Annotated in this window: 17 protein-coding genes; 10 read left to right on the top strand and 7 right to left on the bottom strand. The window is 75.2% G+C overall.

The genetic code is table 11. From position 1 onward, the window contains the following. Positions 1–24 precede the first annotated feature (24 nt). Positions 25–669, top strand: a complete 645-nt coding sequence (locus ACIG0D_RS12780; RefSeq protein WP_399799229.1) for a dihydrofolate reductase family protein — start codon at positions 25–27, stop codon at positions 667–669. Between the two features lie 166 nt (positions 670–835). Here the strand turns inward: ACIG0D_RS12780 and ACIG0D_RS12775 are convergent, their stop codons facing one another. The 3 genes from ACIG0D_RS12775 to ACIG0D_RS12765 form a co-directional block, all read right to left on the bottom strand. Further along, positions 836–1,531 carry an esterase/lipase family protein gene (locus ACIG0D_RS12775; RefSeq protein WP_399799227.1) on the bottom strand — a complete coding sequence of 232 codons (696 nt, stop codon included), beginning with the start codon at positions 1,529–1,531 and terminating at the stop codon, positions 836–838. Between the two features lie 311 nt (positions 1,532–1,842). Further along, positions 1,843–2,688 carry an MBL fold metallo-hydrolase gene (locus ACIG0D_RS12770; protein WP_399799224.1) on the bottom strand — a complete coding sequence of 282 codons (846 nt, stop codon included), beginning with the start codon at positions 2,686–2,688 and terminating at the stop codon, positions 1,843–1,845. A 111-nt stretch (positions 2,689–2,799) separates the two neighbouring features. Continuing rightward, positions 2,800–3,048, bottom strand: a complete 249-nt coding sequence (locus ACIG0D_RS12765) for a hypothetical protein (protein WP_399799222.1) — start codon at positions 3,046–3,048, stop codon at positions 2,800–2,802. A 133-nt stretch (positions 3,049–3,181) separates the two neighbouring features. Here ACIG0D_RS12765 and ACIG0D_RS12760 point away from each other — a divergent pair, with 133 nt between their 5' ends. From ACIG0D_RS12760 to ACIG0D_RS12735, 6 genes are all read left to right on the top strand, one after another. Continuing rightward, the gene (locus ACIG0D_RS12760; RefSeq protein WP_399799220.1) at positions 3,182–3,352 is read left to right on the top strand and encodes a hypothetical protein; all 171 of its coding nucleotides are present in this window, start codon (positions 3,182–3,184) and stop codon (positions 3,350–3,352) included. 141 nt (positions 3,353–3,493) lie between these two features. Next, positions 3,494–4,348, top strand: a complete 855-nt coding sequence (locus ACIG0D_RS12755; RefSeq protein ID WP_399799218.1) for a DUF4132 domain-containing protein — start codon at positions 3,494–3,496, stop codon at positions 4,346–4,348. Further along, complete coding sequence (locus ACIG0D_RS12750; protein WP_399799215.1) at positions 4,345–9,588, top strand: hypothetical protein; 5,244 nt, start codon at positions 4,345–4,347, stop codon at positions 9,586–9,588. The genes ACIG0D_RS12755 and ACIG0D_RS12750 overlap by 4 nt, the downstream gene beginning before the upstream one ends. A gap of 161 nt (positions 9,589–9,749) precedes the next feature. Beyond that, a complete protein-coding gene (locus ACIG0D_RS12745; RefSeq protein WP_399799212.1) occupies positions 9,750–10,931 on the top strand; it encodes an AAA family ATPase in 1,182 nt (393 codons plus the stop codon). 5 nt (positions 10,932–10,936) lie between these two features. Further along, positions 10,937–14,674: a DUF5682 family protein gene (locus tag ACIG0D_RS12740; RefSeq protein ID WP_399799210.1), complete on the top strand. Its 3,738-nt coding sequence runs from the start codon at positions 10,937–10,939 to the stop codon at positions 14,672–14,674. Continuing rightward, the gene (locus ACIG0D_RS12735; RefSeq protein ID WP_399799207.1) at positions 14,671–16,479 is read left to right on the top strand and encodes a hypothetical protein; all 1,809 of its coding nucleotides are present in this window, start codon (positions 14,671–14,673) and stop codon (positions 16,477–16,479) included. Before ACIG0D_RS12740 ends, ACIG0D_RS12735 begins: the two co-directional genes overlap by 4 nt. Positions 16,480–16,562: 83 nt before the next feature. Here the strand turns inward: ACIG0D_RS12735 and ACIG0D_RS12730 are convergent, their stop codons facing one another. The 3 genes from ACIG0D_RS12730 to ACIG0D_RS12720 are packed head-to-tail and all read right to left on the bottom strand — an operon-like array spanning position 16,563 to position 18,306. Further along, complete coding sequence (locus tag ACIG0D_RS12730) at positions 16,563–16,859, bottom strand: VOC family protein (RefSeq protein WP_399799205.1); 297 nt, start codon at positions 16,857–16,859, stop codon at positions 16,563–16,565. 26 nt (positions 16,860–16,885) lie between these two features. After that, positions 16,886–17,773 carry a cytochrome c oxidase assembly protein gene (locus tag ACIG0D_RS12725; protein WP_399799203.1) on the bottom strand — a complete coding sequence of 296 codons (888 nt, stop codon included), beginning with the start codon at positions 17,771–17,773 and terminating at the stop codon, positions 16,886–16,888. Beyond that, the gene (locus ACIG0D_RS12720) at positions 17,773–18,306 is read right to left on the bottom strand and encodes a DUF2243 domain-containing protein (RefSeq protein ID WP_399799199.1); all 534 of its coding nucleotides are present in this window, start codon (positions 18,304–18,306) and stop codon (positions 17,773–17,775) included. Before ACIG0D_RS12720 ends, ACIG0D_RS12725 begins: the two co-directional genes overlap by 1 nt. Positions 18,307–18,445: 139 nt before the next feature. Between ACIG0D_RS12720 and ACIG0D_RS12715 the strand changes: the two genes are divergently transcribed. Beyond that, positions 18,446–20,689 (top strand): hypothetical protein, encoded by a 2,244-nt coding sequence (locus tag ACIG0D_RS12715; RefSeq protein ID WP_399799197.1) that lies wholly within the window; start codon positions 18,446–18,448, stop codon positions 20,687–20,689. A 36-nt stretch (positions 20,690–20,725) separates the two neighbouring features. On the opposite strand, the gene ACIG0D_RS12710 is transcribed toward ACIG0D_RS12715, so the two are convergent. After that, the gene (locus ACIG0D_RS12710) at positions 20,726–21,643 is read right to left on the bottom strand and encodes a serine/threonine dehydratase (RefSeq protein ID WP_399799195.1); all 918 of its coding nucleotides are present in this window, start codon (positions 21,641–21,643) and stop codon (positions 20,726–20,728) included. Between the two features lie 82 nt (positions 21,644–21,725). On the opposite strand from ACIG0D_RS12710, the gene ACIG0D_RS12705 reads away from it, so the two are divergent. Together ACIG0D_RS12705 and ACIG0D_RS12700 are read left to right on the top strand one after the other, a co-directional pair. Continuing rightward, the gene (locus ACIG0D_RS12705) at positions 21,726–22,667 is read left to right on the top strand and encodes a LysR family transcriptional regulator (protein WP_399799192.1); all 942 of its coding nucleotides are present in this window, start codon (positions 21,726–21,728) and stop codon (positions 22,665–22,667) included. 425 nt (positions 22,668–23,092) lie between these two features. Further along, entirely contained in the window at positions 23,093–23,593 is a 501-nt protein-coding gene (locus ACIG0D_RS12700) for a peptidylprolyl isomerase (RefSeq protein ID WP_399799190.1), read from the top strand. Positions 23,594–23,618 lie beyond the last annotated feature (25 nt).

The following is a 23,618-nucleotide window of genomic DNA, read 5'->3' as shown; positions in this document are numbered from 1 at the left end:
TTGTCGGCAACACAGGAGGAGCACGTGGCTCAGCTGCTGAGGGTGCAGAACTTCAACGTCTCGAGTGACGGAATCGCCGCCGGCGAGGACCAGAGCTTCGAGCAGCCGTTCGGTCTTCCGGGGGCCGAGAGGCTGTTCGCCTGGGCCGGCGCCACGGCCGGCTGGCCGATGCGCACCGACCCCGGGGGCAGCCGGGGCCTCGACGACTACTTCACCCGGGACTACGCCCGCAACATCGGCGCCGAGATCATGGGCCGCAACAAGTTCGGTCCCCAGCGCGGGCCCTGGCAGGACCACGAGTGGCGCGGCTGGTGGGGTGAGGAACCGCCGTTCCGCACGCCGGTGTTCGTCATGACCCACCACAAGCGTCCCTCGTTCACGCTGTCCGACACCACGTTCCACTTCGTGGACGGCGATCCGGCGACGGTCCTCGAGCAGGCCCGGGAAGCGGCGCGCGGCAAGGACGTACGGCTCGGCGGCGGGGTCACCACCGTCCGGCAGTTCCTCGACGCCGATCTCGTCGACACCCTGCACGTGGCGGTGTCCCCGGTGAAGCTCGGGTCGGGACTGCGGCTGTGGGAGTCGCCCGAGGACCTTCTCGACCGGTTCCACCTCGACGTCGTACCGAGCCCGAGCGGCGTGACACACCACCTGTTCTGGCGCAGGTGACACGCGGGCCGGTCCGGTGACCGGTGGGGTCCGCCGGTGCCGGCGGCCGAAGAGGCCGCGCGCCGGCTGCGGCGGCCTCGATCACCCGCCGACCGCAGGGGCCTTCCGGCGTGACCCGAAGGAGCGAGCCGTCTCCCTCGCACGGCCGATCGAGGAACGGGCCGGGCTAGCGGTTGATCATGTCCCGGGTCTGGGCGTAGACCGTCGCGTCGGTCAGCAGGGCCATGTGGCCGAGGCAGGCGGTCCGGGTGTTGGCCGCGCCGGACAGGGCGACGGTGCTGTCGGGGTTGATCACCGTGTCGCAGGGTGACCACCAGGTCGCGTAGCGGGAGGAGCCGGGGGTCTCGTCGCCGGAGTTGAGGGCGCTCAGGAACTGGGAGCCGATGCGCATCTCGGTGCAGGAGGTGTCGAAGCAGCTGTCGGCGGTGTCGGTGCCGTGGTTCGGGCCGCCCAGGGACACCCAGGCGTCGACCTTGGACGTGCCGTCGAGGTTCTTCAGGTAGTAGCGGGAGGAGAGTCCGCCCATGGAGTGGCTGACGATGTCCACCGCGGTGGCTCCGGTCGCCGCGAGCAGTCGATCCACCTCGGCGGAGACCTGCTGTGCGGTGGTGGCGTTCGACTGGCGTGAGTCGTACGTCCACTGCCTGAGGTGGGAGGACGGCCAGCCGTCCGAGCGGAAGCGGTCGGCCATGGTGTTCCAGTTGCTGCCGTCCCCGTTGTAGCCGTGGACGAAGAGGATGGGGTGGCTGGCGGGGCGGAAGGCGGAGGTGCCGGAAGCCTGGGCCGGGGCCGACAGGTGCACGGTGAGAAGGGCGGCGACGGCGGTCGCCGCGGCGGTCGCGGGCACGGTGGATCTCTTCACGGTGGCCTCACAGAGTGCGGTTGGAAAGGCGCTCGCTGGCGCGTCCGACGGAACTGCGCGGGGCGTTTCCCGGGTCGCGGGAGCCGTACCTGCAGGCATACGGGAGCGGGCCGGGGAGCCGGTTCGCGGACGGCTCACCACGGCCTCGGGGGGAGAGGACGTCGAGGGTGAGCGGAGCCTACTGGCCGGTAGTCGGCCACCGTCAAGAGGTGTGCACGGCGTTCGTCGGCCAGGAGGCGGAAGGGCCTTCCTTCACGAGAAGGGCGCTCGTTCCTCGGGAGGGCGCTCGTTCGCCGGCAGGGCGTTCGTTCTCAGAGGACGGTCGGCGCTGTTCCGGGTGTGGGGGCGATCCGCGCGCGATGCCCGTGCGGGCAGTGGACGACGCGGTCGCCGAGGCCGAGCGCGTCGATCTCGGTGAGGAACGCCTCGAGGGGCGAGCGCATGACCGTGTAGTCGCCGTAGTGGACGGGCAGGAGCAGGCGGGGGTCGAGGCGGCGGGCCAGTTCCGCTCCCTGGGCGCCGTCCATGGTGACCACGAAGCCGCCGGGCAGGCGGGTGCCGCCGAGGTGGAGGACGGCCAGGTCCGCGGCCGGGAAACGCTGGGCGATCTCGTCGAGGCCGTCGTGGACGAGGGTGTCGCCGGAGACGTACAGCCGCATCCGGGGCGCCCCTCCCGCGGGCCCGAATTCCAGCATGCTGCCCATCACCGGGGGCAGCAGCCCGCGCAGCACGGGATGCCCTGCGTGGCGTCCCGGCAGTGCCGTCACCCGCACCTGCACGTCACCGCGGCGGACGGTGAATCCCTCCCAGGTGCGCAGCCCCGCGGTGCGGGGAAAGCGGTGCACCACGCGGAGGCGGCGCGCCGCGTGGGGCGTGGTCAGTACGGGGATGCTGTGGTCCAGCTCCCTGCGGGCCCGGCGGTCCCAGTGGTCGCCGTGCAGGTGCGAGAGGACGACCGCGTCGAGGCGGGGCAGGTCGCCGGGGTCGAGCGCCGGCTCGGTGAGGCGGCGGCTGAGCAGGCCGTAGCCGAGGTAGGCGTACTGCCCGCGGTGCAGGAAGTTGGGGTCGGTGAGGAGGGTGAGCCCGCCGTAGCGCAGCAGGACGGTCGCGTTGCCGATGAAGTGCAGCTCGATGGCGCCGTCGGTGGTGTCGTCCATGATGCGTGCCCCGTGACCGTCCTGCCGGCTCTATCGGCCGGCTCCCTCTGTGCCGGCTCACTGCCGGTTCTCTCTGTGCCGGCTCTCTGCCGGTTCTCTGTGCCGGCTCTCTCAGTGCTGGTCGGGGTCCGCTTCGTCGGCCCCGCTGCTGGTGCGGCTCGGCTGGCCGCCGCCGCTGGTGCCGTAGCCGCCGGGGACGCCCGGGACGCTGTCCTCGTCCGCCTCGGCGCGGCTGATGTGCCGGACCGCGCGGACGTTCGAGCGCCGCTCGGGGTACGGGTAGCTGAAGGGCTGCGCCTCGGCGCGCTTCTCCTCGTCCTCACGGATCTCGGATTCGGGCTTTTTGTCAGGTTTGGTCATGCCTTGCGGGTAACCCGGCACGCCGACGCTATGCAGTGACCGGCCCTGGTAAGTGACCGGCCCTCGCACGGGTACTCAGGCACTGGCCGATCACGGCACGACCGAACCCTCACGGTGCGGAGGAGTGAGAGACATGACCGTCCCCGACGAGAACCGCCCGAAGACCGGCAAGACCGACGACACCTCGGCCGCACGCCCTGACCGGGAGCGACGCCCCCAGAAGCACGAGGAGGGCGCCGGCCGCACCATGCAGGAGGCGCTGGAGGAGGCCGGTGTCAAGTCGGAGGACTTCAAGGAGAAGTAGACGAAGCAGCAGACGGAAGGGGAGGAACGAAGACTCCCCTACTGCCGCGGCGACGGCAGCGACTGACCCTCGAACCCCGTTGTCAGTGCCCTGCTCTACAGTTCCCGTCACTTGATCACTGCGGGTGCGGGAGGCACACAGATGGGGTGGGTGTCGGCCGGCGACTACGAGGTCGCCCTCGACGACGGCAAGGTGGTGTGCCGTAACGCGGCCGGGCGGCGGTTGAAGACCGTACCGCCGAAGATCGCCGACGATCCGGCGGTGGTGGGGCTGCGTCAGCTCGCCGAATGGCTGGAGCGGCACGAACGGCAGTGCCTCGCCGACGTGGAGCGGTGGATGGTGCGCTCGCTGCCGGTGCCGTTCGCCGTACTGGTGCGGGTGTGGCCGGACCCGGCGTGGCGGGCCGCGCTGCGCGATGTGGTGGTCACGGGGGCAGACGGCGCGGTCGCCGGGTTCCTGCGGGACGCCGACGCCGAGCGCGGCCTCGGCCTGGTCGACCTCGACGGCGACACCGTCCGTCTCACCCCGCGGCTGGTGCGTCTGCCGCACCCCGTGCTCCTCGACGACCTGGAGGAACTGCGGGAGTTCGCCGTCGAACTGGGCGTCGAGCAGCGCGCCCAGCAGCTCTTCCGCGAGGTGTGGCGGCGGCCCGCCGCGCTCGACGCCGACGCGACGTCCGTCGAGGACTACGCGGGCGGCGTCTTCAGGCAACTCCGCTTCCTGCACGGCCGGGCGGCCCAGCTCGGTTACCGCGTGCGCGGCGGCCACGCCGTGTGCTCCGTGCTGGAGGACGGCCGCACGGTCGAGGCCCGCGTGTGGGTCGGCGACTACGACGGCTACGAGGAGACGGAGACCGGCCCCCTGGTCTTCACCGACCCGGCCGGCCGGGTGCTGAAGCTGGGTCGGATCGGCCCCGTGGCCTGGTCCGAGGGCATGCGGATGGCGGCGGCACTGTATGCCGGGCGCGACATCGACGACGAGGAGCGCGCGGCATGACGACGAACGACGCGATCACGCACGACGGGTTCACGTACGACGGGTTCACGTACGACGAGACGACCTCGGCGGCACTGCTCGACGCCGGTGCGATCCTGCCCCCGGGCACCACGGACCGCGAGGACGCCGACGTCCTCACCGTGCGCACCTACACGCACCCCGCGCTGGACCAGCGGACGATCGTGCGGCTGGTGCCGGGTACCCTCGGCGAGGCGGAGGACCTCGCGATGGACTTCCTCGGACTGGTCCGGGACCCGGAGACCGGCGAGGTCGGGCAGGTGCGCCGGGAAACCCTCGGCTTCCCGGCGTGGGCGCTGGTCAACGACCCGGCGAACGGCCACCACGCGCTGGCGCTGGTCAAGGACGTCGAGCGGCTGGCCCGGCAGGCCAAGTCCCGCCCCGGCACCGCGAAGGAGGGCTTCGAAGCCCTGGGCGAGCGGCTCGGCCGGGCCGTCCCGCACTTCCTGCCCACCTTCTACGAGCAGGCCGCGCGCGTCTTCCTCCAGCACGAGAACACCACCTACGCGGCGGCCTTCTTCGGCAAGGCCCGCGAGGCGGAGCGGGTGCACGCGCTGACCGTGGACGAGGAGCGCCAGCGTGCCGTGTTCCTGGAGTTCGCCTTCGCCGGAGCACTGACGGTCAAGGCACTCAAGGAGCACGTGAAGGCCCTCTCGGCGCGGCTCACCCCGGCCGAGGCCTGGGCGCAGTTCCGGCAGCTGACCGTGGAGCGCTGCGCGGCCGGCATGCCGCCGTACGCGTCACTGCCCCAGGACGCGCGCGCCCTGATCAAGGCGGCGGGTCTGGACCGGGTCACCGAGGAGTGCGCCCTGGTCGCCGACCTGCTGGCCTCCCCCGCGGCGGTGCGGGCCCCCGCGTCCTTCTGGAACACCTACCGGGCGACGCTCGTCACCCTGGCCGAGCGGCAACCCGCCGTCCGCGCCCGGCTGCTGGAGATCATGCCGGCCGGGCTGGGCCGCTCCACCGAGGACGACGAGTTCTGGCTGACGCTGCTCGCCGAGACCGGCGCCGACGCCCTGCTGACGGGCGGGGCCGGGACCGCGGACGGTCCGGACGGGCAGGACGGTCCGGACGGTCAGGACGGTCCGGACGGAGTCGACGCGGCGGACTGGCTCAGCCGCTGGGCGCTGTACCGCAAGCACGGCGCCGCGCACAGCATGCGCTCCCCCGCCACCCTCGCCCTGGTGGAGCGCATGGCCCCGCGGCTGCGCGCCGAGGGCCGCCCCGTCGACATCTTCTCCGGTCGCTGGCAGGCCGGCGCCGACCTCGACCTGCTGGACCTGTGCGTGGCGCAGGGCATACCGCTGGCCCTGCCCGCGGCGGACCAGGACGTCTTCCTCCCCCTCAACCAGTGGCTCCAGGAAACCCGGCCCGGGCAGCGGGATCTGACGGCCGTCGCCGCGGACGCGTCGTGCCGGCGCCTGCTGTACGCCGCTGTCGGCAACCTGAGCGGCCACCGCCCCACCCCGGCGCTGCTGGACGGGCTGGCCGGACACCCGGTGCTCGCCGACGTGCTGCGCGAGTGGCTGGACGACGCGGCCGCCGAACTGGCCGGTGCGACCACGCTGCCCGCCGCGGGCGCGGCGCTGGAGCGGCTGCGTCCGTTCCGCGCGGTCGCCGCCCGGATCAGCCCCGAGGCCGTCGCCCGGGTCGCCGCGACCGACGTCGCGCCGCTGCTCGGCCGCACCCTGCGCGCCGGCATCCCGGACGAGCTGGGCTGGCCCGCCCTCGACGAGGCGCTGCGGCGGCTGGACGCGGAGACCCGCACCGACCGCGACGACAGCCTCACCGTCCACGAGGCCTGGCCGGCGCTGATCCTCGCCCGCCGGCACAAGGCGATCGTCGTGGGCCCGCAGGAGGTCCTGCTGGAGCACGACCTGCGCCTGCCCGTGGCCCTGGACCGTTGGCAGCGTCCGTCGTTCCGGTACACCGACGGCGAGCTGCTGGTGATGTGGTGGCACGACGGCAAGCAGTACGGCTACTGGTCGGCCCGCCCGTCCGAGGTGTTCACCCTCGGCGGCGAGAGGCTGCAGCGCTGGTACGGCGGCGCGGACGCGGGCGAGACCTCGATCCCGCTGCCGGGCGGCGGCCGGGCCACCGGTGGACGCGCCCTGCACGCCGGTGACACCGACCTGCCGCCCGCCCGTCCCCTCCTCGGCGACGGCACCTCGTACTGGCGCCAGGGCCGGCAGGGACGGCAGCAGGTGTGGCTGGAGTACGACCCGGCCACCGGCACGCACGCGCGTGCCTCGCTGCCCGCGTTCCTGCGCTCCGGCATCCGCGAGGGTGCCACCCTGCTCCAGCAGCACTGCTCGGTGCTGCCTCTCCAGCCGGGCCTGGAGCACAGCCCGTTCGGCACGGACGGCACGGTGCTCGGCCGCTGGGTGCGCAGCGAGGGGGAGGGCGACGAGGCCCGCACCACCGTCGGCACGCCGGGCGGCCGGACCGTCACCGTGCCGACGGCACGCGGCCGGATGCCCGGCGTCCCGCTGGGCGCGCTGCGGCTGCCCGGCGGCGCCGAGCCCGTCGCCGTGGCACTGCACCGCCAGATCGCCTTCTTCACGGCGGACGGCGATGGCGACAGCGACGGCGACGGCGGCGTCCGGGAGACGGGCCGTGTGACGGTGCTGGCGCGTGGCGGGGAGTTCGCCGCCGGGACGCGGCTCGTTCCCCCGGTCGACTTCTGGCATGCGCTGCGGCCCCGCGACGAGGCCGCGTCGGCGCTGCTGCGGGCGCTGAGCGACGCGCAGGCGGACGAGGTGCTGCGCGCCGGGGCTCAGGCGCTGGCCGAGCGTCAGGCGAAGGTCGCGGCCGCGGCGGCCGAGGCGAAGGCGGCGGCCGGGAACACCGCGGGAGCTGCGGGCGCGGCGGGAGCTGCGGGCGCGGCGGGAGCTGCGGGAGCTGCGGGAGCTGCGGGCGCGGCGGCCGGGGCCGGCAACACCGCGGGGACCGCCGCGGGAGCCACCGCCGGGCAGCCCGCCGTGCCGTCCGCGGAGGAGGTCCTGCGGGAGACCGTCTCGCGTTGTCTGCCCGCCCTCGCCGAGCCGCACGTGCTCGCCGGTGTCGCCGGTCTCGCGCGGGGAGTGCTGCGTCTGGCGGAGTCGATCGCCACGTTCGTGGCGCCGCCCCCGGTGGAGCGGCCGAAGACGGACGCCAAGCGCGCCCAGGGCATGTTCGCCGACTACCGGCCCGAGAACGGCGACGACCAGACCCTGCGCGAGGCCGTCGACGGGCTCGCCAACCTCCAGGGCTGGTGGGGCAACGACCAGCGCTGGAACGCGCTGCGCCAGATCCGCGCCGTGAACCACGTCCTGTCCGGCAAGCCGGCCGACGGCAAACCCCTGCCCGAGTCCGCGCGTCTCGCCGGGGCCGCCGACGGGTGGCGTGCCGACGAGTTCACGGTTCCCGCCGTCGGGCTGCTGTGGCCTTCCGTGCTCAAGCTGCTGCGCCCGCTCGCCTACCGCGCCGCGTCGCCGACCATGACGGAGACGCACCGCGAGGCGCTGCTGCTGCTCTTCGACGCGATCACGGAGGGGCCCCTGGCCGCATCCGGGGGCGCGCTGCGCGAGGTCGTGCTGAGCGAGCCGCACAGCAGGCAGGAGCGGGCCGGCCAGGTGCTGCGCCGGGACGGCCGTACGGTCGTCGTCCTCGGCTGCCAGAGCGTCGACCACCGCGACGGGCGTGTGCACTGGCTGGCTCTCGACCACGACCCGGCCGGCCGGGTCGGCGCGGTCGCGCACTTCACGCTGGAGCGGGAGACGGCGTACCCGCCGGTGTTCCCGGCCGACGCGCTGGCCACGGTGGCCGGGCTGATCCGGGAGAAGGGCCCGGCGCCCTGGCAGCCGGACGCGCCCGCCGCCCTGACCGCCGCGACGCGCGACGGGCTCGGCCCCGTGCAGGCGGCGCTGCTGCTCGCGGGCAAACCGGCCCAGCTGACGGACGAGGTGATCGCCGCGACGGGGCTGAAGCCGCGGCAGAAGCAGCTCGGTGACGCGTTGCTGGGCTGGCTCCACCCCGACGACCGGACGGCGCTGGTCGGCGCGCTGCTGCCCGAGAACCCCGCCGACCTGTGGACGGCCGGACCGGACACGGACGCGGCGGGCCGGGTGTGGGCCGAGCGGCTCCCCGGGGTGGTCCGCCTGCCCGAGGACCTGGCCGCGGAGCAGTCCCTGGCGGGGCTGCCCACGGGCTCCGCCGAGGAGGTGCTCAATCCGCACCGCACGCCGTGGATCAGCCGCACCACGGTGCAGCGGCCCGGCAAGGACGGCGAGCTGGTGGCGGAGGACCCGAGCGCGCTGCCCGGGCGCTATGCCCTGTCGCGCGCCGTGGCCGCCCTGGCCGGGCTCGCCTACTCCCTGCCGTACGGGCATCCGCTGCGCGCCGCCCTGCCGGACGCGCTGACCGCGCTGCGCCGCCGCGTCGCGGACCCGGGGCTGCTGCTCGACCTCGACCTGGCGTGGACGGAGAAGGGCTCGTCGGCCGCGGTGGAGCTGCGCAAGGCGTACGGCATGCCGGCCACCGGGGGTGCCGACGCGCAGGGTCTGACCGCCGTGGGCGAGGCGCTGGTGCTGCGTCCCTGGTACGGCGACCAGGAGACCGTCCTGGTCCGCACCGGTGCCCTCACGAGCGCGGACGACCCGGTGTTCGGGCTGGTCGACGGACTGGTGGGGCCCGCGCGGGGCCACGGTATGCGGGCGCTGCGGACGATCCTGAGCGACGACCTCGCCCGTGCGGTCGCGGCCGGAGCGGACGCCGGGGGACCCGCCGGGTACGCCCAGGATCCCGCCGTCAGCGTGCCCGACCTGGTCACCGAGGTCGCGGGGGTGCACGGTCTGGGCGAGGACGCGGCGGCGCTCTATCTGCAGCTGCTGGCCCTGCCCGACCCGACGGACCGCAACTGCGCCCGCTGGACGGGCTGGAAGCCCGCCCGGATGAAGAAGGCCCGCGCCGAACTCGCGGCGACCGGCCTGGTCGTCGAAGCCAAGCGGGCGCGCGCCGGACGCACCCTCTTCCTGCCGTGCGGCTGGCTGGACCTGCGGTCGCCCATGCTGCCGGTGGAGGTCTGGAAGCAGGGCCTCTACCCGGTCGGCCCGCACGCCCGGGCGGTGCCCCTGGCACCGGTGCCGGAGCTGTTCCGGCGCGCGTGGGACCGCGTACGCGCCGGTGACGCCCCGGCCTACGAGGAACTGACCACTCGCGCCACCCGCAAGGGCCGCCGGTGACCGCCGCCGACCGGCCACCGAACGCCGCCCGTCCGCATCCGACCGCCGCCGACCGGCCCCCGGCCACCGCCCACCCGCATCCGACCGCCGCCGGCCGGCCCCCGGCCGCTGCCGTCCCACGCCCGACCGCCGTCCACCCGCATCCGGAAGAACCCTCGCCGATGACCACCAGCCTCTCCCCCGCCCCGGCCTCCGCCCCGGCCCGCCAGATCGTCCCGCCCGAGGAGCGGTACGCGACCGAACTGGCCTTCCTCGCCGCGTACGACGACGGGCCGCGTCCGCCCGCGTGGCGGCTCACTCCGCGCGCGGTCGTCACATTCGTCATGGGCAGCGACGGGCGGGCCCTGAAGCTGTCCGACGACGCCGAGGTGCCGGACGGCGTGCCGCGCCGGCTGGCGATCGAGGGAAAGTTCGTCGGTGACCGGGCGCTGGTCGAGCGGTGCGTGGTGACGCTCGCCGGGGAGCGCGGTCTGCTCCTCGTCGGCGAGCCCGGCACGGCCAAGTCGATGCTGTCGGAGCTGCTGTCCGCCGCCGTGTGCGGCACCAGCGGTCTGGTGGTGCAGGGCACGGCGGGAACGACCGAGGACCAGCTGAAGTACGGCTGGAACTACGCCCTGTTGCTGGCGCAGGGCCCGAGCCGGCAGGCGCTCGTGCCCTCCCCGGTCCTGACCGCGATGTCCCGGGGCGCCATCGCCCGCGTCGAGGAGGTCACGCGCTGCCTGCCCGAAGTGCAGGACTCCCTGGTGTCGTTGCTTTCCGAGCGGCGGATCGCGGTGCCCGAACTGGCGGGCACCGAGGACGCTCTGGCGCACGCGGCGCCCGGCTTCAACCTGATCGCCACCGCCAACCTGCGCGACAAGGGCGTCTCCGAGATGTCCGCGGCCCTCAAGCGCCGCTTCAACTTCGAGACGGTCGGCCCCATCGGCGACATCGAAGCGGAGATCGCGCTGGTGCGCGGCCAGGCGCAGGCGTCCGTGGCGCGGGCCGGGGCGCCGTTCCAGGTCGACGACGCGGTCCTGGAGGCGCTGGTCACCGCCTTCCGGGACCTGCGGGAGGGCCGGTCGGCGGAGGGCTGGGAGGTGGAGCGGCCGTCCACGGTGATGAGCACCGCGGAGGCCGTGTCGGTCGCCGGGGCGCTCGCGCTCGCGGCGGCGTACTTCCCGGGCGACCGTGACGTGCTCGGCCTGCTGCCGGGCCATCTGCTGGGCGTGGTCCGCAAGGACGACCCGGCGGACGCCGCCCGGCTGCGCGGCTACTGGGACGGTCCGGTGCGGCGCCGCGCCGAGCAGGGTTCCGCCACCTGGCGCACCCTGTGGGACTTGCGTACGGTCCTGGAGGGCTGAGAGCCGTGTCCCAGTCCCACGGGCCCGCCGCCGCGAACGGTTCGCCCTCCCCCGGCGGTTCGCGTCTCTCGCCCGACGAGGCGCTGGCCGTGCTCACCGACCCGTCCGCGCCCTATCTCGTCGGCGTACGGCACCACGCGCCCTCCCTGGCCGCTGCCCTGCCGGCGTTGCTGGACGAGGCGAAGCCGGACGTGCTGCTCGTCGAGCTGCCCGCCGAGATGCAGGAGTGGCTGCCCTGGCTGGGGCACGCGGAGACGCGGGCCCCGGTCGCCCTCGCCGCCGCGCCCGGCGACGGCAGCGGCGGCGCGGGGCCGGCGTTCTACCCGTTCGCCGACTTCTCGCCCGAACTGGCCGCGGTGCGCTGGGCCGCCCGGCACGACGTGCCGGTGGTCGCCTGCGATCTGCCGCTCGCCGACCGCGCTTGGGGGGAGGGACCGCGGGCGGCCGGGCAGCACGCCGCCGCCCCCGGCCTGGGCACCGCGCTGCGGGCCCGGCTGACGGGCCGCCCCGGCGACGACCTGTGGGACCGCCTCGTCGAGGCCACCGCCCCCGGCTCCCCGCCCGAGGCGCTGCGCAGGGCGGCCCTGCTCACCGGGTGGGCGCTGCGCGAGGACGCGGTCGCCTCCGGCGGCGTGCCCGAGCTGGACCTGCGCCGCGAGCAGTGGATGCGGGACCGGCTCACCGAGGCGACCGCGCGGGGGGAGCGGGCGGCTGTGGTGGTCGGTGCGTTCCACGCTCCGGCGCTGGTCCGGCAGGACACCGGGGACGCCGATACCCCTGACTCGGGGTCGGACACCCGCCCTGAACGCCCCCTGCCGCACGGTGCCGGCGCCGGCGCCCGGGACGAGCCCGGCGACGCGCGGCGGCCCGGCTGGACGACCTCGCTGATCCCGTACACCTACGCCCTCCTCGACGAGAGGTCCGGCTACCCGGCGGGCATCCGGGACCCGGAGTGGCAGGACATGGTCCTGCGCGCGGCGGGCGAACCGGCGGCGCTGGAGGAGGCGCTGACGCGGGCGGCCGTTCGCGTCTGCGCCGAGCTGCGCGACCTGGGTCACCCCTCGGGCCCCGCCGACGCGCGCGAGATCAGCCGGATCGCCTCGGACCTCGCCCGGCTGCGTGGCCTGCCGGCGGCGGGCCGCGGTGAACTGGTCGAAGCGGTGCAGACGGTGCTGACGCAGGGCGAGCCGTACGGACGGGGCCGGGCCGTGGCGCGGGCGATGGAGCGGGTGCTCGTCGGCACGCGCAGCGGGCGCCCCGCCCCGCAGGCGCCGCGCAGCGGACTCGCCCCGGCGGTCGAGGCCGAGGTGGCACGGCTCGGCCTGCCCGGCCCGGAGGCGAGCGGCTCCGGTACGTCGCGGGATCTGCGACTTGATCCGCTGCGGTCCAATCTCGACCGGCGCCGCGAGCTGCTGCTGCGCCGGCTGACGGTGTGCGGAGTGCCGTACGGCGAGGCCAAGGAGGTCGTCGGCGCGGGCGGCACCGAAGCTCTGACCACCCGCTGGGAGGTGCGGTGGACGCCCGCCACGGCGGCCATGCTGACCGCGGCGGGGGTGCGCGGGGTCACCGCCGCGCAGGCCGCCGAAGGGGTGCTGCGCGAGCGGCGGCGCGCGGAGCGGGACGAGGGCGGACCGACGGCCGCCCAGGCCCTCGCGGGGCTCGAACAGGCGGCGGAGTGCGGGCTGCCGGGGCTCGCGGACGAGCGGCTCGACGAGGTCGCCGACGTGCTGCCGCAGGCCGGTACGCTGCCGGAGCTGCTGACCGGTCTGGCCCTCCTCGACCGCCTGCGGGCCGGTCACGTCCCCGGGCTCGGCGCCGAGGCGGACCGGGTGGCCCGGGTGGCCGCCGTCGCGGAGCTGCTGACGGCCGCGGCGGTACGGCAGGTGGACGGTCTGGCCGGGTCCGAGGACCCGGCCGACGCCCGCGCCCTGCTCGAACTGGCCCACCGCGCCGACGTGTCGGGCGGCATCCGGCTCGCCGACGCCCTGGCCCGCCTGGCCGCCGACGGCTCCCCGCTGATGCGCGGTGCCGCCGGTGCCGTACGCGTCCTGCTGGCGCAGGAGGACGCGCGGGTCTTCGGCGACCGCGTGGCCTCCTGGGTCGACGGGGCCACCGACCCCTACTCCCGCGCCGCGCTCACCGCCCGGCTCGGCGGGTTGCTGACCACCGCGGGCCCGCTGCTGGAGGCGGCGCCGCCCGCGCTGGAGCCCCTGCTCGCCCGGGTGTCCGAGCTGCCCGACCGGGCGTTCCTCGACCGGCTCCCCGCGCTGCGCGGCGGCTTCGACACCCTCAGCCCGGCGGCCCGCGACCGGCTCCTCGCGGCCGTGGAACAGCGCCTCGACACCGCACGGGTCACCGACACGCACGGCGTCGACCCGGCCTCGCTCGCGCTGTGGACCGAGGCGGACTTCACGGCACGGGAGACACTGCGGTCACTCGGCCTGCTGCCCGCGCCGGGCGGCAATACGGCAGCGGACGATCCGGCAGCAGGCGAACCGGCAGGTGACGAACCGGCAGGTGACGAACCGGCAGGGCGCGGTCGGGAGGGAGGTACGGCGGAAGCGACCGCGACCGCCCCTCCCCCGGCCACTCCGGCCACTCCGACCACCTCGGCCACCCCGGGGACCGAGGCCCACGACCTCGCCCCCGCCGACCGCTGGCGTCTCCTCCTCGGCCGCCGCACGGACCGGCTCCCGGCGTCCCTCGCACCGCTGGCGACCGCGCTGGACGAGCTGTACGGCAGCGGACGCGGCGAGGGCAGCCGCGGAGACCTGACGGGCCGGGGAACCGGAGGCGGTCGGGAGGCACCGTACCCGGGCGTACGGGAGTGGTCCGAGGAACTGGCCGCGCTGTTCGGACCGGGTATCCGGGAAGAGGTGCTGGCCGCGGCGGCCGCGACGGGCCGCAGGGACGTCCTGGCGGAACTGGACGCGGACAGTGTGCGCCCCTCGGTGGACCTGCTGCGCACTGTGCTGCACCACGCGGGCGGGCTGCCCGAGGCCCGGCTGGCCGCGCTGCGCCCGCTCGTCCGGCGGCTGGTCGACGCGCTGACCCGGCAACTGGCCACCCGGCTGCGCCCCGCCCTGCACGGCACGGCCCTGCCGCGCGCCAGCCGACGGCCCGGCGGCGGCCTGGACCTGCCCCGCACCCTGCGGGCCAACCTGGCGACCGCGCGCCGCGCCCCGGACGGCACGGTCCGGGTGGTCCCCGAGCGGCCGGTCTTCCGTACCCGGGCGCGCCGGAGCGCCGACTGGCGGCTGATCCTGGTCACCGACGTGTCGGGCTCCATGGAGGCGTCCACGGTATGGGCCGCGCTGACCGCCTCGGTGCTGGCGGGGGTGCCGACGCTGTCCACGCACTTCCTCGCGTTCTCCACGGAGGTCATCGACCTCACCGGGCACGTGGACGACCCGCTGTCGCTGCTGCTGGAGGTCAGCGTGGGCGGCGGTACGCACATCGCGGCCGGACTGCGGCACGCGCGTGAGCTGGTCACCGTACCGTCGCGCACCCTCGTCGTGGTCGTCAGCGACTTCGAGGAGGGCTATCCGCTCGGCGGTCTGCTCGCCGAGGTGCGCGCCCTGGTCTCGGCCGGCTGCCATGTCCTGGGCTGCGCGAGCCTCGACGACACCGGTCGGCCCCGCTACTCCACCGGGGTCGCCGGTCAGCTCGTCGCCGCGGGGATGCCCGTCGCCGCCCTCAGTCCGCTCGAACTCGCCCGCTGGGTAGGGGAGAAGATCGCATGAGCCCGGATCTGCCTCCGGTCGCCCCGTCCGTCACCGCCGAACTCGTCGAAGCGCTCTCGCCCCGACTGCGCAAACGGCTGGACGCGGGCATCGCCAAGCTGGCGGCCCGCCCGGTCGTCCGTGAGGGCGACCTCGTACGGATCGCCGTGGACGAAGAGACCGACGTCGTCCTGCACCCGTCCGGCGGGGTGGTGTCGAGCGCGGACGCGATCCGCTGCGGATGCCTGCTCGCCCCCGACTGCCTGCACCGCGCGGCGGCGGCCTCGGCGGCACCGGTCGCCGAGGACGCTGCGCCCACCGCCCCCGTGGAGGCCGGGAAAGCCCCGGGCCGGACGGAATCGGAGCCCGAAGAAGCACGCGAAGCGAGGCAGGCAGGGGCACCAGAGGACGCGGGGGAACCCGAGTCGGCGACCGACGACCAGCGCGCCGCCGCGCAAGCGGTGTGGGCCGCCGCGGCCGCCGTCCTGGAAGCGGGCACGGACGGCGCGGGCGCCGTGCTCCAGGCGGAGTTGCTGCGCGCCGCGCACACCGCCCGCCTGGCCGGCCTGCCCCGCGTCTCCGCCGCCGCGATCTCCGTGGTGACCGGGGTGCGCGCGGCCCGCTCCGCCGACCCCGGGTACCGCCTGTCAGAACTCGTCGCCGCACTGTCCGGCACGCTCGGAGTCGCCCACCGCGTCCCGGACGCAACGGGCCGGGATCTGGTCGAACTGCGCGGCACGACGCGGCAGCCGTACCGCCCGGACGGCTCGCTGCGGCTGTACGGCCTGTTCTCGGAGCCGGTCCTGACGGCGACGGGCTACGCGGGCGCGGTCACGTGGACCGCCGACGCCGACGGCCGCCTCTACACGGTGTCGGACGTGGCACCGGGCGGACCCACCCGGGCGACCGGTGCCGCCGACCGGACCGTACGGATCGGCGACACTGCCCTGACCCACCGTGAACTGTCGCGCGCGGGCCTGGCGGTGTCCGGTGCCACGGTCTCGCCGACCGGCCGCCTCGGCGCGGGGGCCGCGGTACGGGCGGTTCGCGCGGCGGGCGCGGCCTGGCGCGACGACCCACTGGACCGGCTGTGGACCGTACCCGCCGCCGAGCAGGTCGCCCAGGCCCTCGGCGGCGGACGGGACCTGCTGTTCCTCGAGGTGACCGTCGTGGGCTCGGTGCGGGAGACCGCGGGCGACTGCCTGCTGGCCGACTGCGCGGGCGTACCCCTGCGGCTGGTGACGGCCCACGACGACCCCTCACTCCCCTACCGCGACAATCTCCGCCTGCTCGCCGCGGCCCGGGGCAGCCGACTGCGCATCGTGGCCCGGCTGGCCCGAGGACCGCTCCCCCGGGCCCTGCTGCTCGCCGCCGAACATCCCACCGATTCCGCCGCCCACGTGGATCTGGGCCTGGACCGCCTCCAGCACGCGGACCTGCCCACCGACGCGGCCCCGGCCCCGCCGGTGGCCCTCCCCGCCGGGGACGAGGCCCCCCTGCACCTGCTGCGCCGCCGCGTCCACCAGGCGGTGTCCGGAGGCCGCCGTGTCCTCGCCTTCTCCCGCGGCGACACGGGGGACGGTGCCCGACTGCGCCGCCTCGGCCTCGCCACGGCGGGCGACCTCCTCGACGCCCTCCACTCCACCGCCGCCCACCGCTCCCGCGACACCTTCGGCCGCCTCCTCCCATCCGACACCACACCGTTCGCCCACGCCTGGCTCGCCGCCGCCGTCTACACGGACACGGTCGAAAGGGCACTGTGCGCGAACGCGTGGGGTGCCGCCGTGGGCACGGTGTCCACTCCGGGCGTCCCCCTGAGCGCCTGAGCAGCCGGCCGGGATGTGCGGCTTTGCGGGCGCTGCTGGTTCTGACGAACGTCGAGGCCGCCACCGGCGATTGCTGACCGACGTCACCGCGTCGGGATCGGCTGTGTCAGGTTCACCGGGTTGCCGTCGGGGTCCTGAATGTGGGCGACGCGCTGTCCCCACGGCATGTCGTTGGGGCCGCTGCGGACCGAGCCACCCAGCGCCTCCACCCGGCCCAGCGTCTCGTCGACGTCGTCGACACCGATGCTGAGCAGGATCCGCGACGCCGCCCCGGTCTCCAGGTCCGCCTTGGCCACCAGCCCGAGGTCGGTGTCGCCGATGCGCAAGCCGAGATCGGCAGCGCGCTGCGGGGTGAGGGCGACGACTCGATCCGCAGGCACGTGCAGAAGCCGGGCGCGGACACCGCTCACGCGTACCCGGTGCCCCGGGCGGGTGAGCGGTCCGGGGGTGTGCGTCGGGGACTCGGGCGCCAAGTGGCGAACAAGGCGCCGGCGAGGAGGAGTTCGGCGATGTCGCCGCCGTAGTACATGATCTCTCCGCCTGTCCGGATCTCGTGGACGGGGGCGTCGATGTCTGTCCAGAAGCCGCCGTACATCAGCTGGGCGATGACGGCGTGTGCGGCGATCGCGATGCCGATGTAGACGAGTCGGGTGCGTACGCCAGGGCGGGAGGGCGCGGGGTCGGGGCCGGCGATGACGTAGGCGAACAGGCAGCCCGCCAGGAGGAAGTGGGCGTGCAGCAGCCAGTGGCCGGCGGGTGAGGCCGTGGCGGTGTTGTAGAGGGGGGTGAAGTAGAGCGCCGCGAGGGTACCGACGGACAGGGTCAGGGCGACGGCCGGGTGGGCGAGGAGCCGGGCGGGGCGGCTGTGGAGTACCGCGGTGAGACGGCGGGCGCGGGTAGCGGGCAGCGTGCGCAGCAGGAGGGTGACCGGGGCGCCGAGCACCAGGGCCAAGGGGGCGTACATGCCGATCAGCAGGTGCTGGACCATGTGCGCCCGGAAGTCGTGGTGTGCGGCGGTCGCCGTCGGGGGCAGCAGCGCGGTGAGCAGCAGCGCGAGCCCCGTGAGGAAGCTCGCGGCGCGCCGGCGGCTCCAGCCCTGGACGGGGTTGCGGCGCCGGGCCCGGCGGGCCAGCCACAGGTAGGCCGCCGCGCAGGCCAGGAGGGCCAGTGCGGGCAGCACGAGTTCCGCGGTCTCCGCCAGTCCGCCGCCCGCCTCCCGGCCGGGCACGGGATGGTCGTGTGCGGGGTGGTGGTGTGCGGCGGGGTGGTGTGCGGCGGGGTGGTGGCGGTTCATCAGGCGCTCCGTCGCCCTGACCACCCGCCACCGCGTTGCAGCAGCCATCCGCCCGCCATCAGGAGCGCGCCCAGGAGGAGGAAGCCGAGATCCCACCAGAGTTGGCCGTCACCGGCGTACACGTGGTGGATGCCGAGGATGTGGTGGTCGAGGACGCCTTCGACGAGGTTGAACAGTCCCCAGCCGACGAGCATCCACCCCCACAGCACCCGCGAGGCCCACACCCGGCGCCGGTCGCGGGTCACGCGTGAGTAGAGCAGGGCGAGCCCGCCCAGGACGGCGAGCCAGCACACCACGTGGAAGACGCCGTCCCACAGGGTGTTCATCTGCAGTCCCGGCACCGTGTCGGGGTCGTAGTACTTCAAGCCGATACGGTCCTGGTCGGTGCTGGTGAGCATGTGATGCCAGCGGAGCAGCTGGTGCAGCAGGATGCCGTCGGCGAATCCGCCGAGGCCCACGCCCAGCACGATTCCCGGCAGCTTGAGATCGGCCGGTACCGCCGGCGCCCGCGTCTCTCCCGTCGTGGAAACCATCGCCCAGCCTCCGTCCGTCGGCACACCCGTGCATCACCCGGGCGGGTTTCCCTTCCTGCGCGGCGGCAACCGTCGGGGGGTCGGGATCCGGCCCACCCGCCCGGCCGGGAGCACGCGCCCCTGTGGCAGGATCCCGCGCATGGATCTTGCCGCCGTTTTCGCAGGTCTCGACCGGATCGCCTGGCCGGAACTGCCCCATGCCCACGGCCCCGCCGAGGACGTTCCCGACCTGCTGCGCGCGCTGTCCGGTGCGGACCGGGAAGCGGCGGAGGAGGCCGAGCGCGAGCTGTGGAGCAGCATCGTGCACCAGGGCACGGTGTACGGGGCCACGGTGGCGGCCGTGCCGTTCCTGGCGCGCCTCGCGGCGGCGGGTGTGCGCTGTACGGGCCTGCTGGTGATGGTGGGCGCCATCGCCGAGAGCACGGACGAGCACGATGTCGAACCGCCGGGTGCGGCGCGTGCGGCGGTCGTCGCGCAGCTCCCGCTCCTGCTGCCGCTGCTGGCGGACGGCGACCCGGAGGTGCGGCAGTGGGCGGCCTGGGCGGTGGCCCAGTGCGGACCGGGCGCGGGTGCGGACGCGCGCGGGGCGCTGCGGCGGCGCTGGGAGGCGGAGGCCGATCCCGTGGTTCGCGCGGATGTGCTGACCGCGTGCGTCCTGGTCGATCCCGAGGCGGCCGACCAGCTCCGCGCGACCGCCCTGCGCGCGGCGGAGCCCCCGTCCGTGCGCGTCGCCGCGCTCCTCGCCGGTGTCGACGCCGGCCTGCCGTGGGACGGGCGGCTCGCGGACACCGTGGTGGCGCTGACGCCGCTCGCGCGGCACACCGAGGGCAGCCGGTGGGAGCGGCAGCCGCTGAAGGCGCTCGCCCTCCGTCTGCACGCACGGGGCGACGTGGACGGGGCGATCGAGGCCGTCGCGTCGGCGCTGCGGCGTGCCGTGGCGGCCGTACGCGCGGGTGCGGACACCGGGACGGCGGTCGTCGCCGAGGCGACCGGGGCGGCCCGGTCGCTCGTCCTGCGCTCCAGGACCGCACCGGCGCGGTTGCTGCCGGAGATGCTGCCGCTGCTGGACACTCCGGCCACGGCCGGTGACGTCATGGACGCCGTACGCGACTGGGCGCAGCCCGTTCCGGAGGCGTCCACGGCGCTGGTCCGCCTCGCCGAGGGGACGGGCGAGTGGGCCGACCGGGCCCTGGCCGCCCTGGTGTCCCAGGGCGCGCCCGAGGCGTCGGATCTCCTGGCACGGCATCTGACCGAACGGCCGCGGGCTCTGGAGGCCGCCTTCGACCGCACCACGGGGCGGCAGTCGGCTCCGCTGCCCTGCACACCGGCGCTGCTCGACGCGGTCCGCGCGCGGCTCGCCGCCCTGACCGCCGAGGCGGCGGCCCCGGACGCACACCAGCGCCCGCGACGGTCCCCGGCGGTGGCGGGCGGGCTCGCGGCCCTCAACGAGCCGGTTCATCTCGCCGGTCTCCTGGCCGGCTGGGAAGCCGGCGCACGAGCCGCGATACCCGAGCTGGTGGCCGCGTTGCCGCATCACCCCTTCCCGGTGGGCCGGGCGCTCGCCGCCGTCGCCGACGCGCGCCTGCACCCGGAGGCGGTCACCGCCCTGCGTGCCTGCGCCGAGACCGGTCCCCGCGCGGACCGCAAGGCGGCGGCGAGCGCCTTGCACTCCCTGACGGGCGACGCCGGCCCCCTGCTCGCCGTGCTGGAGCCCGCGCTCGGCGAGGCCAACGGCAGACGCGACTCGTATGTGGAGGCCGCCGCCGCACTGGGCGAGCAAGCCCGCCCCCTGCTCCCCCGCCTTCTGGCAGTCCTGGCCGAACCCGCGGAGACACGGGCCACCGTTCCCCCGGTCCGCGCTGCGCTGACGGCCGCCGGGGCGGTGTGGGAGCTGACCGGCGATCAGGACGCCGTACTGCCCATGATCCTGGAGGGCCTCGCGTGGGCACCCAGGCCGTGGGGGCACCAGGTCGCGAGCCAGGCGGCCGGGCTCGCCGCCCTCCTCGGCCCCGCCGCGCGGCCCGCCGTCCCCCACCTGCTGCCGCTGCTCGACCGGGCGGACACGGCCGCGGCGGCCGTACGGGCCCTGGTGGCCGCGGACCCCGGCAGCGACCGGCCGGGCGGTGTGCCGCTGACCGACCTCGTCGACCGGGTCCTCCGGGCGCTCGAGCCGGGCGCGTATCCGCACTCGGCGCTGCCCGCCCTGGAAGCCCTCGCCGCCCTCGGCCCCGGCGCGTTCACCCCCGACCAGCTCGCGCGCGTGCGCGCGATCGCCGACGGGGACCGCCGCGTCGTGGGCTCGGGCAGCCACACCCGCATCGTCCGTGACGACGAGGAGCTGCGCGCCGTCGCCCGCCGGGTGCCGGCGGACCCGGCGCGCTGAACGCCACCGCCGGCGTGACCCACGTGCCGGGGAGGGTCACCCGGCCGCCCAGTCGGTGTTCGCGCCGCAGAGGACCAGGCAGGGCAGGTCCCCCGGAACGCGGCCGGCCAGCCATGCGGCGAACGGAAGGGCCGCCGCCGGTTCGACGGCGATACGGCACTCCTCCCACAGCCGGTCGCGTGCCCGCAGGATCTCCTCCTCGCCGACCAGCACCGACGACACCTCGTCGCGCGCCGCGAGAACGGTGAAGGGGATGTTCCCGACCCGGCTCGCCCCGGTCGCGGAGGCGGCGACGGAGTCCACCGCCGACTCCACCGGCTTCCCGGCGGCGAGCGCGTCGTGGAGGCAGCGGCAGTTCTCCGGTTCGACGGCCACGACCCGGCGCCCGGCACCGGCGAGGGCCGTACCGGCGGCCAGTCCCCCGCCGCCGGCCGCCACCACGAGCGTGTCGACGTCGGGCGCGTCCGCCACGATCTCCGCCGCGACGGTGCCCTGACCGGCGACGACGGCCGGATCGTCGTAGGGGTGGAGGAAGCGGTGTCCCGGCCGCGCGGCCGTCTCCGCCGCGGCGACGGCGGCCTCGGCGAAGGTGGCGCCGTGCCGGACGAGGCGGGCGCCGCGGGCCTCGATGCGGCGGGTCTTGCCCTCCGGGGCCGTCTTCGGCACGTAGACCGTCGCGGACACGCCGAGCAGCGACGCGGCCGTCGCGACCGCCAGGCCGTGATTGCCGCCGGACGCGGCGACGACGTGCCGGTCCAGCGGGCCGGACAGCAACGCGTTGAGGGCGCCGCGCAGTTTGAAGGAACCGCCGCGCTGGAGGTACTCCAGCTTCAGCAGCACCCGCCGGTCGTCGATCTCGAGCTCGAGCAGCGGCGTACGGCGGGCGTGGGGGCGGATTCTGTCGGCGGCGATACGGACATCGGCGGCCGTGAGGAGGGGGGTCTCGGTCTGCACGAGACCCCATGCTTCAGGCCGCCCGGCCATTAGCGCCAGCGACGATCGGTAAGCCGCCGTTAGCGGCGCTTACGATGGCCGCATGGTGCGAGAGCTGGACGTCAACCGTCTGCGCGTGCTGATGGAGGTGGCGCACTCGGCGTCCATCGCGGAGGCGGCGCGCCGGCTCGCCTTCACGCCCTCGGCGCTGTCCCAGCAGATCTCCAAGCTGGAGGCCGAGCTCGGTGCGCGTCTGCTCGAGCGCCGCCCGACCGGTGTCGCCCTGACACCCGTGGGTGCCGTCCTGGTGGAGCACGCGGAGCGCGTCATCGGTGAGCTGCGGCAGGCACGCGCCGCGGTCGAGGACGCGATCGGGGCACAGCCGCAGCGCCTCGCGCTCGGTTCCTTCGCGACCGCGGCGCAAGTGCTGGTGCCGACGGCCCTGGCCGCGCTGCAAGGCCGGTATCCCGGGGCGGAGTTGTCCCTCGTCGACCTGGAACCCCCCGAGGGCTACGGCCTGGTGACCTCGGGCGACCTGGACGTGCTGATCACCCATCGCTACCCGGGCGTCCCGCCCACTCCCCATCCGGGACTCGACCGGCAGCCGCTCCTCGACGACCCGCTGCGCCTGGTGCTGCCGGCCGGCCACCGCCTCGCCCGGCGCGGTACGCGCGGCGGCATCGGCCTGGACCGGCTGGCGGACGGGACATGGATCTCGGGCGCGCCGGGCATCCCGAACCGGACCTGCCTGGAATCCCTCGCCGAGCAGGCCGGGATCGAGCCCCGCGTGGCCTACGAATCCGCCGACTACCACGTCATCCTGGCGCTGGTCGGCGCCGGACTGGGCAGCGCGCTCGTCCCCGAGAGCATGCTCGCCGGCGCCGACCGCTCCCGGGTCTCGGTCCACCGTCTGCGAGGGCAGGCCCCGGCGCGCGAGATCAGCGTCGTGCACCGCCGACGCCCGACCGCGCTCGTCCGCGAGCTGATCACGTTCCTGCACTCCGCCGCCGACGCGCTCGGGCGGAGGTCACCGGCCGAGGGCTGAGGCAGCCGGCCCCTCGCCGCCGTGAGGGCCCTACGCAGCGTCTTCCTTCCCGACCTCGCCCGGGTCCCCCATCGGCCGCGTCAGCGAGTCGTCCGGCATGCCACGCCCCTGAACCAAGTGGTCCAGTCCCTCGTGTTCCTGGCACTGCTCGCACATCCAGTGCCCGGGCAGGACCTGCACCACCCCGGCATTGGGGCACTGGGTCTCGTCGTCACGCCCCACACACTCCCGCTCCCCGGTGTCCGCCATGCGTTCGACTGTGCGGCGGGCCGGGCCGGGTGGAGGAGGGAGTCAGCAGGGCGCACGGGTGCTCGGATCGAGCAGCCCGCCCCAGTGCTCCCACCGGGCATTCCGCGTCCCTCGGGGACGTGCGTGACAAGATGCACGATGTATCGATCATGCCCCATCGGAAAGGGACGATTTACATGTCCAGGGTCGAGCTGACCACGAACTTCGGCCGCATCGTTCTCGAGCTCAACGACGCCGAGGCGCCGAAGACCGTCGAGAACTTCCTATCGTACGTCCGCAACGGGCACTACGACAACACGATCTTCCACCGGGTGATCAACGGCTTCATGATCCAGGGAGGTGGCTTCACCCCGGACATGGCGCAGAAGCCCACCCAGGCCCCGATCGAGAACGAGGCCGACAACGGGCTGAAGAACACCGCGTACACCGTGGCGATGGCCCGCACGGGCGACCCGCACTCCGCGACGGCGCAGTTCTTCATCAACGTCTCCGACAACGACTTCCTCGACTTCCGGGCGAAGAACCCGAACGGCTGGGGTTACGCCGTCTTCGGCCGGGTCGCCGAGGGCCAGGACGTCGTCGACCGGATCAAGCAGGTTCCGACCGGCAGCCTGCGGGGTCACCAGGACGTGCCCAAGGAGCAGGTCGTCATCGAGTCCGCCAAGGTCCTCGACTGAGGCCGGACGGCGGCGGATCCACCTG

The organism is Streptomyces sp. NPDC052773, from assembly GCF_044547145.1.
Classification (GTDB): Bacteria; Actinomycetota; Actinomycetes; order Streptomycetales; family Streptomycetaceae; genus Streptomyces.
Note: the sequence above shows the minus strand (reverse complement) of the source record. Positions and strands in the feature narration are given on the sequence as shown.

Coding starts and splice junctions, on each gene's coding strand:
- ACIG0D_RS12725 (WP_399799203.1), bottom strand. CDS start 17,773: ATGAACCGCCACCACCCCGCCGCACACCACCCCGCCGCACACCACCAC.
- ACIG0D_RS12705 (WP_399799192.1), top strand. CDS start 21,726: ATGGTGCGAGAGCTGGACGTCAACCGTCTGCGCGTGCTGATGGAGGTG.
- ACIG0D_RS12700 (WP_399799190.1), top strand. CDS start 23,093: ATGTCCAGGGTCGAGCTGACCACGAACTTCGGCCGCATCGTTCTCGAG.
- ACIG0D_RS12715 (WP_399799197.1), top strand. CDS start 18,446: ATGGATCTTGCCGCCGTTTTCGCAGGTCTCGACCGGATCGCCTGGCCG.
- ACIG0D_RS12745 (WP_399799212.1), top strand. CDS start 9,750: ATGACCACCAGCCTCTCCCCCGCCCCGGCCTCCGCCCCGGCCCGCCAG.
- ACIG0D_RS12750 (WP_399799215.1), top strand. CDS start 4,345: ATGACGACGAACGACGCGATCACGCACGACGGGTTCACGTACGACGGG.
- ACIG0D_RS12720 (WP_399799199.1), bottom strand. CDS start 18,306: ATGGTTTCCACGACGGGAGAGACGCGGGCGCCGGCGGTACCGGCCGAT.
- ACIG0D_RS12770 (WP_399799224.1), bottom strand. CDS start 2,688: ATGGACGACACCACCGACGGCGCCATCGAGCTGCACTTCATCGGCAAC.
- ACIG0D_RS12735 (WP_399799207.1), top strand. CDS start 14,671: ATGAGCCCGGATCTGCCTCCGGTCGCCCCGTCCGTCACCGCCGAACTC.
- ACIG0D_RS12760 (WP_399799220.1), top strand. CDS start 3,182: ATGACCGTCCCCGACGAGAACCGCCCGAAGACCGGCAAGACCGACGAC.
- ACIG0D_RS12755 (WP_399799218.1), top strand. CDS start 3,494: ATGGGGTGGGTGTCGGCCGGCGACTACGAGGTCGCCCTCGACGACGGC.
- ACIG0D_RS12765 (WP_399799222.1), bottom strand. CDS start 3,048: ATGACCAAACCTGACAAAAAGCCCGAATCCGAGATCCGTGAGGACGAG.